17 protein-coding genes and 1 pseudogene are annotated in these 15,901 nt (G+C 55.8%); 14 read left to right on the top strand and 4 right to left on the bottom strand.

The features are described 5' to 3' along the window. Positions 1–13: 13 nt before the first annotated feature. A pseudogene (locus HKD40_RS17970) lies at positions 14–276 on the bottom strand (hypothetical protein). Positions 277–730: 454 nt separating this feature from the next. Here HKD40_RS17970 and HKD40_RS16625 point away from each other — a divergent pair. The 5 genes from HKD40_RS16625 (at position 731) to HKD40_RS16605 (ending at position 3,633) form a co-directional block, all read left to right on the top strand. After that, on the top strand, positions 731–1,120 hold the full coding sequence (locus tag HKD40_RS16625) for a transposase (RefSeq protein ID WP_116655198.1): 390 nt from the start codon (positions 731–733) through the stop codon (positions 1,118–1,120). Next, positions 1,117–1,470, top strand: a complete 354-nt coding sequence (gene tnpB, locus HKD40_RS16620; protein WP_169196904.1) for an IS66 family insertion sequence element accessory protein TnpB — start codon at positions 1,117–1,119, stop codon at positions 1,468–1,470. Before HKD40_RS16625 ends, tnpB begins: the two co-directional genes overlap by 4 nt. A 70-nt stretch (positions 1,471–1,540) precedes the next feature. Then, positions 1,541–3,085 (top strand): IS66 family transposase, encoded by a 1,545-nt coding sequence (locus HKD40_RS16615; RefSeq protein ID WP_169196903.1) that lies wholly within the window; start codon positions 1,541–1,543, stop codon positions 3,083–3,085. Positions 3,086–3,139: 54 nt separating this feature from the next. After that, complete coding sequence (locus HKD40_RS16610; RefSeq protein ID WP_169196902.1) at positions 3,140–3,412, top strand: hypothetical protein; 273 nt, start codon at positions 3,140–3,142, stop codon at positions 3,410–3,412. 65 nt (positions 3,413–3,477) lie between these two features. Beyond that, entirely contained in the window at positions 3,478–3,633 is a 156-nt protein-coding gene (locus HKD40_RS16605; protein ID WP_169196901.1) for a hypothetical protein, read from the top strand. Between the two features lie 87 nt (positions 3,634–3,720). On the opposite strand, the gene HKD40_RS16600 is transcribed toward HKD40_RS16605, so the two are convergent. Further along, positions 3,721–4,029: a hypothetical protein gene (locus HKD40_RS16600; protein ID WP_169196900.1), complete on the bottom strand. Its 309-nt coding sequence runs from the start codon at positions 4,027–4,029 to the stop codon at positions 3,721–3,723. Positions 4,030–4,290: 261 nt separating this feature from the next. On the opposite strand from HKD40_RS16600, the gene HKD40_RS18230 reads away from it, so the two are divergent. The 3 genes from HKD40_RS18230 (at position 4,291) to HKD40_RS16585 (ending at position 6,696) form a co-directional block, all read left to right on the top strand. Then, positions 4,291–4,506 carry a DUF2934 domain-containing protein gene (locus HKD40_RS18230; protein WP_349236818.1) on the top strand — a complete coding sequence of 72 codons (216 nt, stop codon included), beginning with the start codon at positions 4,291–4,293 and terminating at the stop codon, positions 4,504–4,506. A 208-nt stretch (positions 4,507–4,714) separates the two neighbouring features. Beyond that, positions 4,715–5,482 carry a Crp/Fnr family transcriptional regulator gene (locus HKD40_RS16590; RefSeq protein WP_169196899.1) on the top strand — a complete coding sequence of 256 codons (768 nt, stop codon included), beginning with the start codon at positions 4,715–4,717 and terminating at the stop codon, positions 5,480–5,482. A 2-nt stretch (positions 5,483–5,484) separates the two neighbouring features. Continuing rightward, positions 5,485–6,696: a PAS domain S-box protein gene (locus tag HKD40_RS16585; protein WP_169196898.1), complete on the top strand. Its 1,212-nt coding sequence runs from the start codon at positions 5,485–5,487 to the stop codon at positions 6,694–6,696. Between the two features lie 44 nt (positions 6,697–6,740). Here HKD40_RS16585 and HKD40_RS16580 read toward each other — a convergent pair whose 3' ends face one another. Further along, positions 6,741–7,247: a ferritin-like domain-containing protein gene (locus HKD40_RS16580; RefSeq protein WP_169196897.1), complete on the bottom strand. Its 507-nt coding sequence runs from the start codon at positions 7,245–7,247 to the stop codon at positions 6,741–6,743. 192 nt (positions 7,248–7,439) lie between these two features. Between HKD40_RS16580 and HKD40_RS16575 the strand changes: the two genes are divergently transcribed. Both HKD40_RS16575 and treZ read left to right on the top strand, forming a co-directional pair. Continuing rightward, positions 7,440–8,282, top strand: coding sequence for an aldo/keto reductase (locus tag HKD40_RS16575; protein WP_169196896.1), 843 nt, complete (start codon positions 7,440–7,442; stop codon positions 8,280–8,282). Positions 8,283–8,379: 97 nt separating this feature from the next. Beyond that, positions 8,380–10,128, top strand: coding sequence for a malto-oligosyltrehalose trehalohydrolase (treZ, locus tag HKD40_RS16570; RefSeq protein ID WP_169196895.1), 1,749 nt, complete (start codon positions 8,380–8,382; stop codon positions 10,126–10,128). Between the two features lie 60 nt (positions 10,129–10,188). Here the strand turns inward: treZ and HKD40_RS16565 are convergent, their stop codons facing one another. Next, positions 10,189–12,681 carry a membrane-bound PQQ-dependent dehydrogenase, glucose/quinate/shikimate family gene (locus HKD40_RS16565; RefSeq protein WP_169196894.1) on the bottom strand — a complete coding sequence of 831 codons (2,493 nt, stop codon included), beginning with the start codon at positions 12,679–12,681 and terminating at the stop codon, positions 10,189–10,191. 857 nt (positions 12,682–13,538) lie between these two features. Here HKD40_RS16565 and HKD40_RS16560 point away from each other — a divergent pair. The 4 genes from HKD40_RS16560 (at position 13,539) to HKD40_RS16545 (ending at position 15,812) form a co-directional block, all read left to right on the top strand. Next, a complete protein-coding gene (locus HKD40_RS16560) occupies positions 13,539–13,760 on the top strand; it encodes a hypothetical protein (RefSeq protein WP_169196893.1) in 222 nt (73 codons plus the stop codon). 129 nt (positions 13,761–13,889) lie between these two features. Then, positions 13,890–14,792: a PfkB family carbohydrate kinase gene (locus HKD40_RS16555; RefSeq protein WP_169196892.1), complete on the top strand. Its 903-nt coding sequence runs from the start codon at positions 13,890–13,892 to the stop codon at positions 14,790–14,792. A 171-nt stretch (positions 14,793–14,963) separates the two neighbouring features. Beyond that, the gene (locus HKD40_RS16550; RefSeq protein WP_169196891.1) at positions 14,964–15,218 is read left to right on the top strand and encodes a hypothetical protein; all 255 of its coding nucleotides are present in this window, start codon (positions 14,964–14,966) and stop codon (positions 15,216–15,218) included. Positions 15,219–15,395: 177 nt separating this feature from the next. Beyond that, complete coding sequence (locus HKD40_RS16545; RefSeq protein ID WP_169196890.1) at positions 15,396–15,812, top strand: ecotin family protein; 417 nt, start codon at positions 15,396–15,398, stop codon at positions 15,810–15,812. Positions 15,813–15,901 lie beyond the last annotated feature (89 nt).

The raw sequence follows: 15,901 nt of genomic DNA, 5'->3' as shown, positions 1-15,901 counted from the left end.
TGTTAGGCCGACGCTACGCCTCGTCAGGGTAATGACCTTTGGTTTGACCGACCATTTTCGCTAGTTCTGAAAATGTAACGTCCGTCTGGGATGCACTGTTGTTTGCAAACGTGAGCTGGCGGGCGGGAAAGGCCACGGCGTCGCGTGATGCGAGCGTCATATCTCCATCAGCCTATCGTCGCCGAGCGCTGATTGTTCCGCGCGCCTTAGAGCCAAATCGATCTCTTCGCGACTGAGAATGCCCTTGGTGACGAGTGTGTTGTTGATGGAGGTGATGGCTAAGTAGAGGCCTTGTTGGAGCCATACCGGCTGGGCGACTGCATCACACTTGCGGGCGACTCTATCTCTATCGGACCCAGATCGTCGACGAGCGTTGCGCTGCTGCTTCATGAGCTTGCGACCAGCGCAGCAAAGTATGGCGCATTATCGTTGCCGGACGGGTTGCTGGCAATTTCTGCGAAGATCAAGAACGAGGTGGTTTCAATTGACTGGTGTGAGAGCAGCTGCCCTAACACTGCGGCTGTGTTAACGCCCGGGTTTGGTTCGCGGCTTGAGAGCACGCTGCTAGGCGGGCTAAGTGCTGAAATGCACCGGCTGGTTGCCCACCGGAATGCACGCCACAATCGATATCCCGCTGCGAAGTTTGGTAAGCGGTGTCCTACCTCCACCTTCCATGCTGGTGTCGGCCATGAGATTGCGCACTGATTGATGTCAGTGCGGGAGTTTCTCCATGGACGCTCCAATGGAGCTTCTCACAAACAGCGCGGGACGGCGTCGCAACCGGCAATGGCCCGATGAGGTGAAGGCGCGGATTGTCGCCGAAACGCTTCGGCCAGGAGCGACTGTCGGTCAAGTTGCGCAGCGACATGGGCTGAAGGCCAACCATCTGTCGTCGTGGCGGACCCTCGCCCGGAATGGGAAGCTGGTGCTGCCGGCTCCGGAAGGCCCTGTTGAGTTTGCGAGTCTAATGGTCGCTCCGGTTGAGGAGGTGACGGCCGAGGAGCCGTCGGCGTCGGCTGGGCCAGAGATTGTGTTGGGGGCGGTGTCCATCCGCTTGGAGCCGGGTGCTCCGGCGAGCCGGATTGCCTCGGTTGTACACGCCCTGATGGCGACCTCATGATCTTTCCTTCGAACCGGGTGCGGATCGTGGTGGCGACCAAACCCATCGACTTCCGCAAAGGCCACGACAGCCTGGCCGCGTTGGTGAAGAACGAGCTGCACAAGGACCCGTTCACGGGAACGGTCTTTGTGTTCCGTGCCAAAAAGACCGACCGATTGAAGCTGCTCTACTGGGATGGCACCGGACTGGTTATGGCCTACAAGCGACTGGAAGAGCACAGCTTCACTTGGCCTGCGGTTAAGGACGGACTGATGACACTCAGCCACGCGCAGTTCGAGGCCCTGTTCTCCGGACTCGACTGGCGGCGGGTTCGGGCCGTTGCAGCCAAGGCTCCAGAAGCCGTGGAATGACTGCGGCAGGATGACTCAGGGCTTGTCTTTTTGCGGGCATGCCGGCGCCTGATCTGCTAGGGTTCTGGTCATGCTCGAGACCGCCGAACTTCCCGACGATGTTACCGCCCTCAAGGCGATGCTCGTCGCGGCGGAGGCGCGCAATCAGCGCAAGGATGAGCGGATCGCACAGCTGGAAAAGCTGGTCGCAGCGTTCAGGCAAGCGGCCTTCGGGCGCAGGTCGGAAAAGAGCGATCCGGACCAGTTCGAGCTGGCGCTGGAGGATCTGGAAACAGCCATCGCGGCAGTCCACGCCGAGGAAGATGCAGAGGATCGCGCGGCCCGGCGGTCGGCCAAACCGCGCAGCACCAATCCTGGTTCGCTCCCCAAGCACCTGCCGCGGATCGAGGAGATCATTGAGCCCGATAGCCTGATCTGTGGCTGCGGCGGCGGTCTGCACTGCATTGGCGAGGACGTCTCCGAGAAGCTCGATGTGATCCCGGCCCAGTTCCGGGTGATCGTGACCCGTCGCCCCAAATATGCCTGCCGATCCTGCACGGACGGTGTGGTGCAGGCGCCGGCGCCCGTTCGACTAATCCCTGGCGGGCTCCCAACTGAGGCCATGGTCGCCCATGTTCTGGTCAGCAAATACGCCGACCACCTTCCGCTCTATCGCCAAGCGCAGATTTACAGCCGCCAGGGTATTGATCTGGACCGCTCAACACTGGCCGATTGGGTCGGTCGGGCCGCCTTCGAGCTGCGTCCGGTCTATGACGCCCTGCTGGCGGACCTCAAACGGTCCTCAAAGCTGTTCATGGACGAAACCCGCGCTCCGGTGCTTGATCCTGGAGCCAGAAAGACCAAAACCGGATACTTCTGGGCCCTGGCCAGAGACGAGCGTCCCTGGAATGGCACCGCACCACCCGGTGTTGCCTTCACCTATGCCCCTGGCCGAGGTGGTCTTCATGCCGAACAGATATTGCAGGGCTTCGGCGGCATCCTGCAGGTGGATGGCTATGCCGGCTACAACCGGCTGGTCTCGCCCAGCCGTGTCGGCGCGGGTATCCAGCTCGCCTATTGCTGGGCCCATGCGCGCCGCAAGCTGATTGATATCACCCGCACTGGTCCTGCGCCGATCGCCCAAGAGGGGGTGCGGCTCATCCGCGAACTCTACGCCATTGAGGCCGATATCCGAGGCCGGGGCCCGGATGACCGCCTCGCCGTGCGCCGGGAGCGGTCAGCTCCAGCCCTGGCGCGGATAAAAGATTGGCATGATCACCATCGCAGGCGCGTCTCGCCAAAAGCGCCGCTCGGGGAAGCATTGAGCTATATCGCCAAATACTGGGCTGGGCTCGAGTTGTTCCTGACCGATGGGCGCATTGAGCTCGACAACAATGCTGTCGAGCGGACCATCCGTCCCATCGCACTGAATCGGAAGAACGCGCTCTTTGCCGGTCATGATACCGGTGCTGAGAACTGGGCCGTCATCGCCTCGCTGATCGAAACCTGCAAGCTCAACAGCGTCGATCCCAACGCCTGGCTGGCCGCGACACTCCACGCCATCGTCACCAGACATAGGCAGAGCCGCATTAACGAACTGCTCCCGTGGAACTATCCTGCCATCGTGGGTGATTGACGCTGTTGGCTCTGGCGGCATAGTCAGAAAACCACCAGCAACGAGGCCCCTCCCATGAACGATCAAGACCACCCTAACCTGGTCACATCAGGAAAAAGCCAGCGGGTAGTGGTCGAAGGTTATGCCTTCTTGATCAATATCCATCGGCTCGAAACGGACGATACCTGGACCCTCGAGGTCGTGGACCACCACAACGACAGCCACGTCTGGGACAATCAGTTCCAGACCGACAGCGAGGCGCTTGACGCTGCCTTGAACGCACTGAACAGCGAGGGAGCCGGCGCCTTTATGCGCGGCAACAACGTCGTGCAGTTCCCGCGACCCTGAACCTAAGTGGCCGCAGAACACCGCTTACGGTTCAGTTCAACACGCCCAGCTATCTGGTTTCTCGCATGCTGCGGACGCCGCCGGATGACATCTACATTTTTTCGCCCGAAGAACTGGAGCAAAACTCCATCAACGTCCGCGCTGGCGACGGATCCGAAATACCGCACCTACTGGCGGTCGAGACTTGGATGCGCAAGGACTGGCTTGTCGGTGTCTCATGAACACGCACGTCAAAGCCCCGTTCATTGCCCTTCAGAGCCGAGAGATGAACCCGGTTATGCGGATCGTCCACTATCCCCATCGGCGCGCTACGCCTCGTCGGGATAATGCCCTTTGGTTTGACCTACCATTTTCGCCAGTTCTGAAAATGTCATCACGTCTGTCTCAGATGCGCTGTTGTTTGCAAGCAAGAGCAGCCGGGCCGGGAAGGCCACTGCATCGCGTGATGCGGGCGTCAGATCTTCCCTCAGCCTATCGTCGCCGAGCGCTGATTGTTCCGCGCGCCTTAGAGCCAGATCGATCTCTTCGCGGCTGATGATGCCCTTGGCGACGAGTGTGTTGTTGATGGATGCTATGGCTAAGTAGAGTCCTTGTAGCTGCAAGTTTGATACGTTCATGCTTACTGTCCGGAGTTATGGGGCTATTCTGCGGGCAATGTTTGTAGTCGAGCGAAAGTTGCGCGACATGGCGTCTGGGGCGCGCTCCCCCAATACCGAGACCGGTACCCAGAGCAGACGACGTGGCCTAGGATGTCGTGAGACCGGCCTGATTATTGTGTTTCTTACCCTAGGTTGCGACACGAAAAGTTCGTGGCAAATTCGTCACCTTAGCGCGTGCTTCAGCGTTTAGGATCACACTAGACAATATTGGAGGTTGCAGTGGACCCGGACCAACTGGATCCTTGGAGCGATAGTGCATTCCAACTTAAAACTCGTGAGACGGCTTACTTTCTCTGGGAACAAGATGGCAAACCAGAGGGTAAGGAACAGGAATACTGGTTTGCAGCTCTGGAGAGAGGTCTGCGCGAGCGCGACTGTGACAAAAAACTAGCGCAAACGACTATGACCGACACTGAGCAGACGTTTGAGAGATAACGTCAAAATTTGCTCTCTGGAGGGTGTTGGCGGATTGTTCGCCGAAGTGAGCCTACGTGTTCGAACTGAATGCGAAGAGCAAAAAAATTTCGGAAATCTTAAATATCATCGTGGGCTAAAAATGACGACGACGCGAAATTCATCCATGGGGAACGTACCTCAGTTTGAGGCGTTATCTAGATAACGATTTCAAGACCAGGTGATCGTCATGACAGACGTGCATGCTACTTATTTTGAGCTGCCACCTGTCGGTCCACCGATCTTTAGGCGGTTGTGGGCAACAGGCTTATTGTTTGCAGAAGATTTGGATGAACTCGCAGCGCAGCCTTGGAAGCGGGAAAATGTTCGTCTCCATGGCCAGATACAGTGTGGGTCCGATCTTTGTTTTATAGCGTCTGGGTTTGCGTTCCGTTGCAGGGTAACTGCTGAATCTGAACGACATCTAATGTCGTTGGCTATTCCCGGCGATATTTGCACATACACCTGCGTTACCGGGCGGTCAGCTTATGCCGTTCCTGAAGCGGGGTCGCGATGTTCAATTCTGCGGCTTGATGCAAATCATGCGGCAGCGTTATTTGAGGGTAACCCGCGTCTTCTATGCGCGGTGTTGGCCAATCTTGCGTCGGACAATGTTGTGGTCGAAGAGCTGCTCACGTCAGTGGGGCGGCGCAATGCAATGCAGCGTATCGCACACTTGCTTTGCGAGTTAGAATTCCGATACCGCCGTCTAAACCTTACCAAAGGCAATCAGTTCACGCTGAAGCTTACTCAAGTTCAGATGGGAATGTATCTGGCGCTTTCTGCAGTGCACGTGAACAGGGTCATTCAAGAGCTGAGACGGTTGAAGCTCATCGAGCTGCGTGGTCGTGCGCTCACTATCCCTGACGTGCAGGCTCTCCGACGCATGGCAAATTTTTCCTCAGACTACCTCGAGGATTATTTGAACGAAAACGAGCCTAGGCTGAAAGCTGTATAAAGTTGCTGAACGAAGAGGAGAGCTACCTGTCGTTCAGCAAACTTCGTACCCTAGAGTTGACTTCTCTGAAGCACCATAACGCGTTTGGCTTACCTGCAGACGGTTTGGGTTCAGATAAGGAGCGGCTCGGCACCGAGAACGAGCCGAAATGTTTGCATCTGTATCGTAGGAATGCAGCTGGAAGGCACAAACAACCTATGCACGTCATCTGGGATATCGAAACGGTTTCTGAGGTAGCGGTTACGCCAGATCCCCGAGACTGGTTGGTCGCATTGGTTGAGGGGTCCCACGATGCAGTCATCAGTAAAGATCTGAATGGCACCATCCGAAGCTGGAATCCCGCAGCAGAGCGCCTGTTTGGATATACAGCGCAAGAGGCTATTGGCCGTAACATCACAATGATCATCCCTGAAGAGCGGATTAGCGAAGAATCCCTCATCATTTCCCAAATCAGGGCGGGCCGGCGGGTCGACCACTTCGAAACCTTGCGCCGTCGTAAAGATGGAAGCTTAGTGCCGTTGTCTTTGTCGGTCTCGCCCATTCGAAATGTGGACGGAACGATAGTCGGTGCGTCTAAAATCGCCCGCGACGACAGCCTGCGGCGGCAGAATGAGGAGACCCTGCATTTGGTCGTCGACGAAATGCAGCATCGTGTGAAGAATCTATTTTCCCTCGCGGCGGCCGTGGTTTCGCTAACGGGACGGTCCAGTACCGACGCCCAAGATATCGTAACAAATATCCACTCTCGGCTGAGTGCCTTGGCGCGGGCGCACGAATTGACCATGGCGCGTTGGCAGTCAGAGGGGGCCAGCAATGTGTCCGGTGACCTGCTGGAACTCATTGGTACAGTCTTGGAGCCGTACCGTCTTGGTGACTGCATCATGCTATCAGGGGATCAGATTTCCATTGGGCCTAAGTCTTCTACGAGCGTCGCGTTGCTGTTCTATGAGCTTGCAACTAATGCCGCCAAATATGGCGCTTTGTCTGTGCCAGAGGGAGCGCTGGCTATCACCGCGAAGATTGAGAACGACGCGGTTTCAATAGAATGGGATGAGAGCAATTGCCCAAATACGGGGCCGGCGGTCACACAAGGTTTTGGCGCCCGGCTGGAGAGCACACTGCTGGCAGCGCTAAGCGCTGATATTCGTCGCGATTGGTTACCCAATGGCCTGCGAGTTACCATGAGTATCCCGTTGGTATCACTGGCCGTTTGAGAGAGTTTCGCGGCCTCACGGCTTTCTTGTGAACAGCTGTCCGCTCAGTTCTTGCTATGCAAGCCTTGCTCGCGGAGGGTGGCGAATTGGAGGGTGAGGGGTTCGACATTGTAATCCAGCCATTCCGACATCGCGATTTCTTCATCCAAGGTCGTCGTGAGCGTCGCCACCGGATCGCTGTCGTTTTGCGCACGAGCCAGTGCAATCAATGACTTATAGGCCGCGATTTCGTAGTGTTCGAAGGCAAAATTGGCGAAGCTGTTCTTGACGATCTCATCGGGCGCCAATTTGTGACCGAGTGCTGCAATGGTTCCGCCAGCGCCCATAGCGATATCTTTTAGCGCCGACTTCTGAGCGCCAGCGCGCTCTAGCAAACTCTCAAGCCGTAGGATCTGACCTTTTGTTTCCTCAAGATGCTGTTGCAGGCGTTGTGCCACTTCGGGGTAGTTCTTGATGCTCGCAACCTGAGGTTCCATGATCGCCAACGCTTCGTGTTCCATCGCGTGAGCGTTCTTGAGCCCAGTAACGTAGATCTCTGAAAGCTTGGTCATTTGCGGCTCCTTTTGAATGGCAAGCTAACGCCGGTCTACGGGTGAGGATCATTGATAAACCGGAGTTAAGGTCGGCGGACAACTATGACCGGCGCGTTCGTTAACACATGGCAAGCTCGGAACGCCGGTCGCAGGACTTGGCTTGGAGGAAGGCGTCGGTAGTCGGCGTTCTACCAATCAGGCAGGAATGACATGATCCGGAACATCCCGAAAATTACCCTCACTGACGGCAATAGCATTCCTCAGCTCGGCTTTGGTGTGTGGCAGGTGCCGAACCATGAGGCCCAGAAGGCGGTGTCGACCGCCATCGATGTCGGCTACCGGCTGATCGACACCGCGCAAGGCTACGACAATGAATCTGGTGTGGGTGAAGCCATCGCGGCAGCCGATGTGAGCCGTGAGGAGCTATTTATTACCAGCAAGTTGCGTAACGGCGCTCACCAATACGATGACGCCATGCGGGCTTTCGACGAGAGCCTTGAACGGCTGAAACTTGATTATCTCGACTTGTTCTTGATCCATTGGCCAGTTCCTGAGCAGGACCTTTACGTGGATGCGTGGAAGGCGCTCGTCGCTCTACACGAGGATGGCCGCATTCGCTCTATTGGAGTATCCAACTTTCTACCAGAGCACATTGAACGTATCGGCGAGGCAACAAACCTACTGCCGGTGATCAATCAGCTGGAGCTGCATCCACTCTATCAGCAGCGCGACGTTCGGAATTTTCACGCAGGTCACGCGATTTCGATTGAGTGCTATAGCCCGTTGGGCAGTGGCGCGCTGCTCGACAATCCAACTATCGCCAAAATCGCCAAAAAGCACGGTAAGAGCATTGCTCAGGTGATTTTGCGTTGGGAGCTCGATCAGGGGCTGGTGGTAATTCCCAAGTCTACGCATGAGCATCGGATTAGAGAGAATTTTGATGCGTTTGGCTTTTCGCTAGATGCGGAAGACACTGCTGCGCTCGATGGTCTTGATGATCCGGAAGACGGCAAAACAGGCGGTCATCCTGCAACGATGAACACTCTGTTCTAATCCCAATTTTCACAACCACGCGGTTGAATGGTGCAAGATGTCTCTCGACTGTCTTCCTGGAGTTCAACGGGCTCAGCCCTCACGTTTCGGCACGCAAATGCTGGTGGAAGGGGTGCGCTTCCGTTTGTGGGCTCCCAATATTCCCAGTGTTTCTTTAAAGATCTTAGATCTCGAATTTGAACACCCGATGACGCAGTGCAGGGGCGGTTGGCACGAGATTGAAGTCCCGCATGCTCTTGCTGGCATGCACTATGTTTTTGTTCTGCCTGATGGCCAAACCGTGCCCGATCCGGCTTCGCGCTTTCAGCCTCACGATGTGCATGGCCCAAGTGAAATCATCGACCCGAGAAGTTATCGCTGGACCGATCTTGGTTGGCGCGGGCGGCCTTGGGAGGAAATGATAATCTATGAGTTGCACATCGGCACGTTCACCCCGGAGGGGACGTTCCTAGCTGCAATTGATAAGCTCAAAGCATTGCAGGAACTGGGCATTACAGCAATTGAGCTAATGCCCGTGGCTGACTTTCCCGGTCGTTGGAATTGGGGCTACGACGGGGCCTTTCTCTATGCTCCAGACAGTAGCTACGGCCGTCCCGAGCATATAAAAGCCTTGGTCGATGCAGCACATGGTTTAGGTCTCTGCGTGTTCCTCGATGCCGTCTATAACCATTTTGGTCCTGAAGGGAATTACCTCCAAAGTTATGCCCCCATCGTCAATCCAGACCGTCATACACCGTGGGGTGGTGCCATCAACTATGATGACGCAGGAGCGGCTCAGGTGCGCGAGTTTATATTCGCCAACGCCCGCCACTGGCTGATGGAATATCATTTCGACGGTCTACGTCTCGATGCAGTACAGGAGATCCAGGACATCGGCCCTCGGCACATGCTGGTCGAGCTTGCAGAGCAGTTGCGCAGGGTGACCGATGGTCGGCACATTCACCTCATTGTCGAGAATTCTGACAATGAGGCGGGCTGGCTGAAACGGGGGCTCGATGGTGAGCCTTGGCTCTACAACGCACAGTGGAATGATGACCTTCATCACAGTCTGCACAACGCCTTAACCGAAGAAAATGCTTGGTACTATGCGGATTTTGACAAGAAGTTGGATTTGGTTGGGCGAAGCTTGGCCGAGGGGTTCGGTTTCCAAGGTGAATACTTGGAGCATGAAAAGCGTTTTAAAGGTGAGCCGAGCGCTTTCCTGCCGGCGACAGCTTTTGTCGCTTACGCACAAAACCATGACCAGATCGGCAATCGCCCTTATGGCGAACGGATAACCGATATTGTTTCGTCAGAAAAAGCGCGGTTCTGGACCGCGATAAACTTGTTGTCGCCACAGATTCCCTTGTTATTCATGGGTGAGGAATGGCACGCAAAACAACCATTCATATTCTTCTCGGACGTCGGTGCCGAACTTGCCGATAAAGTCCGAGAAGGCAGGCGAGACGAGATCAAATCTTTCCTGCCGCAACCGGAGAAGGGGCATCCGCCAGACCCGTTGAGCGAAGATACATTCAAAACTTCCAAGCTCGACTGGAGCCAGCGTGAAGAGCTTTCACACAGGGAAGCATTGGCGCATTATCGGCAACTCATCGCGCTGCGGAGGTCGGAAATCATCCCTCGTCTTTATGAGATGGATGGAAACAGCGGGCGGTATGAACTCGACGGTTCGATTTTGACTGTTGCATGGCAACTGGGCGACGGTATGCGCCTCTATCTGCTAGCGAACTTCTCTGACCAAGCTCTGAGTTGTGGCGCTGTGGGCGGGGATGTCCTCTGGATCGAAGGACACTTTAACGAGACGGTTATCGGTCCGTGGACAGCAGTTTTCTCGCTGGCGCAGTGAGCGCTCTGCTCGTTCTGGACGAGGCCGGAAAGCGATGTGCTTCCCGGCCTATCCTGTTCGCTATTGGAGTTCGCCAGCTGGCAGGGCGTAGGCGATAAAATAGTCGCCGATGGGTGTCTCCATAAAATCATGGCCCCCCGCGTTGATCACTACTATCTGGCGACCACCGGCCTCGTAAGTGATTGGAGTAGCTTGCCCGCCTGCGGGAAGAGCGGTTTGCCAAACCTCTTCGCCGGTATCGACCTTGATGGCTCGGAACATGTCGTCGGTAGTGGCACCGATAAAGAAAAGACCTGTTGCTGTTATGAAGCCGCCCCCATTATTTGGTGTACCGATGTCTATCGGCAACATGCTTGGGATGCCGAAGGGGCCGTTATTACGGGCTGAGCCAAATGGACGATCCCAAAGAATTTCACGGGTGTTGAGGTCAATAGCAGCGATGCCGCCATAAGGAGGCTGTTTGCACAGCATCCCTGTGAACGGAACGCGCCACCCCGCGTTAACGCGGATGCCATAGGGCGACATCGCTTGAGGGCTAAGGTTGCCATGGGAGCCGCCACCAACATCTGGATCGTAGTTTGGATCGGTAATTGGCAGAATGCCGAGGGCATCAACCTCTTCACGCGGAACAAGCTGGTTGTAGTTCGGCATGTCATTGTAATTAGTGATCATTAGTCCTTTGACGGGATCGATCGCGACGCCGCCCCAATCCACGCCGCCGTTATAGCCGGGGTATTGGATCCATGGTTGATCAACTGTCGGTGGTGTGTAAACACCATCGTAAGCGGCTTGGCGGAACTGGATACGGCACCAGAGTTGGTCAAGCGGGGTTGTGCCCCACATATCCCGTTCGGTCAGGTCGGCTTTCAGCAGATTTGGGAAGTCGGTGACGAAAGGTTGTGTCGGAGAAAGGCGTTCTGGCTCCACGCCGCCAGTGGGAGCAGTGCGCTCTTCAATGCTAACCAGCGGTTCACCGGTTTTGCGGTTCAGGATGTAGAACTGTGCCTGTTTGGACGGCATAACGATTGCAGGAACTGGACCCTCGGGTGTTGGGAAATCAACCAAGGTGCCTTGTCCTCCAAGGTCATAGTCCCAAATATCATAGTGAACGGTTTGATAGTGCCAAGCGACCTCGCCGGTTTCGACATCCAGCGCAACGATGGCGGTTGAGTAAGTATTTTCTGCCTCGGAGCGATCGCCGCCCCAATAGTCGACAGCTGAGTTACCCATCGGCAAATAAACCAATCCAAGCTCATTATCGCCCGAGGCAATCGTCCAAACATTGGGTGTGCCGGGGGTGTAGATCTCACCTTCAGGCGGCAGATCTGTCTCGCCGGGGCGCCCCATATCCCAAGCCCATTCAAGTGCACCGGTTACAACATTATACCCACGGATGACGCCAGACGGAGCTGCACGGGTTTGTCCGTCGCTCACTTGGCTTCCAACTACGAGCACATCGCGAACGAGTGTTGGAGGTGACGTTGGGGCGTAGAATCCCGGCGCATGGTTTCCCATTCCTTCCATGAGGTCGACGGTGCCAAGGGCGCCGAAGTCCGGGCACGGCTGGCCGGTGACTGTGTCGAGCGCAATCATGCGCGCGTCGTGGGTCAGATTGACCACGCGGGTCGCACACATCGTATCGGCCACAACCGTAGTGTCTTCAAAATACACTAGGCCCCGACAAGAGGCATTATAGCCAACAGCATCTGCTGAGACGACTGGATCGTGGGTCCAAAGAGCCTCGCCTGATGCTGCATCGAGCGCCGATATCTTGTTCAGCGCTGAACACAGAAAGAGCCGATCCCCCACTTTTACAGGGGTGTTCTGATTGCCAAATGGTTCGTCGTCTTTCGGCAGGTCTCCGGTGCGAAATTCCCAGATTTGCTCAAGCATTTCCACGTTCTCTGGCGTAATCTGTCCGAGGGGCGAATAGCGCGTTGCCTTGTGATCGCCTCCATAGGCTGGCCAGTCGACACCCGTTTCTAGGGCAACGTATTTCACTTGAGCTGCGCTGGTCGGGGTTTGTGTAGTCAGTTCGCCTCTTGGTGGGGCGGTGGCGGCCGGTGCATCTGGCGTTTCGAATGCTGGCGGCGACACGGTCTCTTGCGCAACGAGATGCGGCCCCCCGTTCGACATGAGAACCATGACAGATGCAATGAGCGCCATCACACCAGTTGCCGCCGCCGCAAATCTACCGCGTGGCACAGCCAATCTGCCACGGAGCGCAGGGATAGTCAGCAACACCAGAATTAAAATCACACTTGGTGCAAGCAGACGCGGGACTTGCGCCCATCCGTTGAGGCCAGACTCCCAAAGCGCCCAGATCAGAGTAAAAGCGAATGTTGACATATAGATCCAGACGCCAGCAAGTGACTGTCTGAATAAGAACGTCGCAGAGGCCAGAAGGCCTGCGCCCGCTATTAGATAATAGAATGAGCCCCCTAAGCTGAGAAGCCATGCTCCTCCGAGCATAATTGGCGTGCCGAACAGCACCATTATGGCGGCGAGGGCCATCACTGCCCAGTAACCAAAGCCTCGGTTCCTCGTTGCCATAAACATTTCTCCTCACACGCCTTTATGAGGAGCTAACGAAAAAGTGCAGAAGCAGTTCCTATTTGGTTCGACGGGCCATTAGCGCGCTATTTCGCGTCCTAGACGCCATCTTGGCGGTGGCAGCACCGACAACCAAATCTAGTACCGTCGAAGAATGTCTGACGGGGCGATCTGGTCTTCATTGGTAGAGTTCCTGTGGGTGTCAGAGTTTTGACCGTCAGTCGCCCTCGCGAAAGCTGTCCAACATCACCACCTCTGCGTCGGAAGTAGGTTTCCGAATTAGAGGTGTCCGTCGTCAGATGCTTTGGCTCAGATTTTCGGACGGCGCTGCTCGTGTTCCATTGAAGTTGTGCGGCAGGCCTATGGTGCATCTAGCGTTGATGGCGGATTGTTTTGCGCTTGTTATTTTCACGCTTTTTGATGATGGCGAAGGATACGCCTGCGGGTGCTGAAACCGCAGGGCTTAAAAATCAGCGTGGCTTCCTCGCTATGGTGCCCTTCGTGAAATGACCGTAGTGGGACATAGAGCCGAATAGGTCTAACAAGGCCAAGAGTACGATGATTTCGCGGTCCCGATAGGTGTATTTTGCCTTGGCCATTAGCTGGCGGCTTTGTTGCTCTCAGTTTGGCGGGGCGATACCATCATCCCTCATAGGACGCACCATACATTCTTGATACGCCCCCGGCTGAATCGAGGAGGCGGCGGATGGGTTCGCGTTGTATGAAGTTAGGACGTCTCTTACCGGCTGTTCATGACCCCCTTTTTGCTTTCGACATGCGACGTTCATGATGCAGCAAATTCCCATCTCCGCTACTGTTATATGCCGCTCTGAAAATCCTCGCCGGTGGAGGCGCTGATGCGTCGTCTAAATGTTGTGGTTGTAGTCACGAATGTGCCCAAAAATCTCAGCTTGATGGATAGTTCCGGCCCTTCACGCGCGGTTTTTAACGCAGCACGCAGTCTCTTCCAGCTTTACCTCCAAAAGGCTCACATTGTGAACTCTGAAGAGGCGAGTGCGTTGAGCCCCTCCACCTCCAGCACGACTGATTGCCTTGGTCTAGCGCTTGTCTATGATTGACGCGCGAGGGCGAGTTTCAATCGGCCCCCAAAAAGGGGCGGCTCAGGTTATGGGCCCGCACCTTATCGCACACCAATGACGACCCTTGGCCGCGGGCTTGTGCCCGTTGCTCATTTCTGCGAGCGCGTAATGTCTCCATCGCCCAAACTCGTTTTCTCAGGTGCTGCGACCATCGACATGATCTTTTCTGTCGATAGCCTGCCGACGGGACCGGGCAAGATCATGCCAAAGGCCATGGTTCTGGCTGCGCATGGCATGGCGACCAGTGCCGCTATTGCAGCCCGCCGACTGGGTGGTGACGTGTCGCTGATCGCCCGAATTGGCAATGACCTCATGGGCGATCAGTTCTTGCGCGAGGTTATGGGCGAGGGTGTCGATTGCGCTTTTGTACGTCGGTTTGATGGAGTGGCCACTCCGCTCAGCGCGGTCGTTGTCGACGCTGCAGGGGAGCGCCTTGTCCTGCCCTATTATGATAAGGGCTTAGGCGCAGATCCGTCCTGGATACCAGAGGCTTTGGTTCAAGGGGCAGACGCGGTCCAGGTTGATGTGCGATGGCCCGAGGGGGCAGAGCGCGTGCTATCGCTCGCATGTGAAGCCGGAAAAATCGCAGTCCTTGATGCCGATGTTGGACCGGTGGACGTTATTGATCGGCTCGCAAAACTGGCGACACATACCGTCTTTTCTGCGCCCGCGGCCTTGAAAGTTGCAGAACGAGACAGCGTGGTGGAGGCACTCGCTGTTCTCACTGCGCGATACGCGGGTTTTATCGCGATCACCGACGGTGCAGACGGCTGTTATTGGCAGGAAAACGGCGCGCGCTGCCACCTGCGCCCTCCAAGAGTAGACGCTATCGATACGCTTGCGGCGGGCGATGTTTTCCACGGCGCCTTCACGCTCGCCATTGCAGAAGGTCAAAGCATCCGCGAAGCGATTGCATTCGCCAATGTCGCTGCGGCTCTAAAATGTAAAACCTTTGGTGGACGCCTTGGGTCGCCCCATCGAGATGCCGTTATCGCGGCATTAGCGGATTAGAAACGGCGGCAGCGAACGACGCTGTTGACTCGAGATTGGCTTTGCAATCATTATCAATATAATGTGATTGTTCTGCAATAATGCACAGTCCGTTGTGAAAACGCCTTCTTTTTTGTGTCGCGTACGGCCCCATATCTTGGCCACGAACGACATACAAAAAGGATTTAACCTATGTCACTCAAGGCCCTCGCAATCGCAACCGTCGCGACCGTCGCTTTCACTTCGACCGCAGCTTTCGCAGAAAGCCACTTCTCCAAGGACGAAGTGTTCGGCCGCTCGACCTATGCCACCACCGTTCTTCTGGCTGAGCAGGGCATCAATGCCACCAGCGTTGAAGCATGGGGTGAAGTGATCCGCGTTGAAGCCGCTGGTTCGACGAAGCTGATCTTCGTGGACAAGGACACTCTTCGTCCAGTAACCCGCTAATTTTTTGAGAGAAGGCTTCCGGTGCCTGACGCCCGGGAGCCTTCTCTCTTTTCAGAGCAGGACCTTTATCCTCAGCGCTGGGGATTTGGGGTTTCAAAAGTTAGTCGCCTCTTCGTGACTAAACTTTTTCCAGGTTAGGGTTTTGGTTCAGCATCTGCCTCAAACTTGGACTTGTTTATGAAATTCGTGCCTTTGTTCCTCGCCGGTATTGTCATGAGTGCTGCCACTGGTGCGGGATTTGCTCAGTCCGGTCCTGATTTGTCGCCCTATCCAGCGGCTAAACCCGGTCAGAAGCAACATGTCATCGTCCTGCCCCCTCACGAAAACGAAGACCAACTCAAGCTGGAGTTGATCGTTGGCAAGACCATGGAGATCGACTGTAACCATCACATGTTTGGCGGTGAGCTTGATGAGGAAACTGCCGAAGGTTGGGGCTACAATTATTATTTGCTCGATGAACTCGATAACGGCGCTTCGACGATGATGGGCTGCCCTGATGATTCCAAGCGTGAAGCCTTCGTGCGCAGCGTCGATGAAGAGCTGGTGCCCTACAACAGCAAGCTGGACGTCCGCAAAAACCCTTGGCGGCTTTGATGCAGTCATGATTCATTGATGTCGCCCGATCATGGAGCGTCATCATGGACCCGCATTCGCTTTTCAGCCTGAACGATCACCTCGAAGCC

The sequence above is a fragment of the Devosia sp. MC1541 genome, assembly GCF_012847305.1.
In the GTDB taxonomy this organism is placed as follows: domain Bacteria; phylum Pseudomonadota; class Alphaproteobacteria; order Rhizobiales; family Devosiaceae; genus Devosia.
This window is presented reverse-complemented; position numbering and strand designations above follow the sequence as displayed.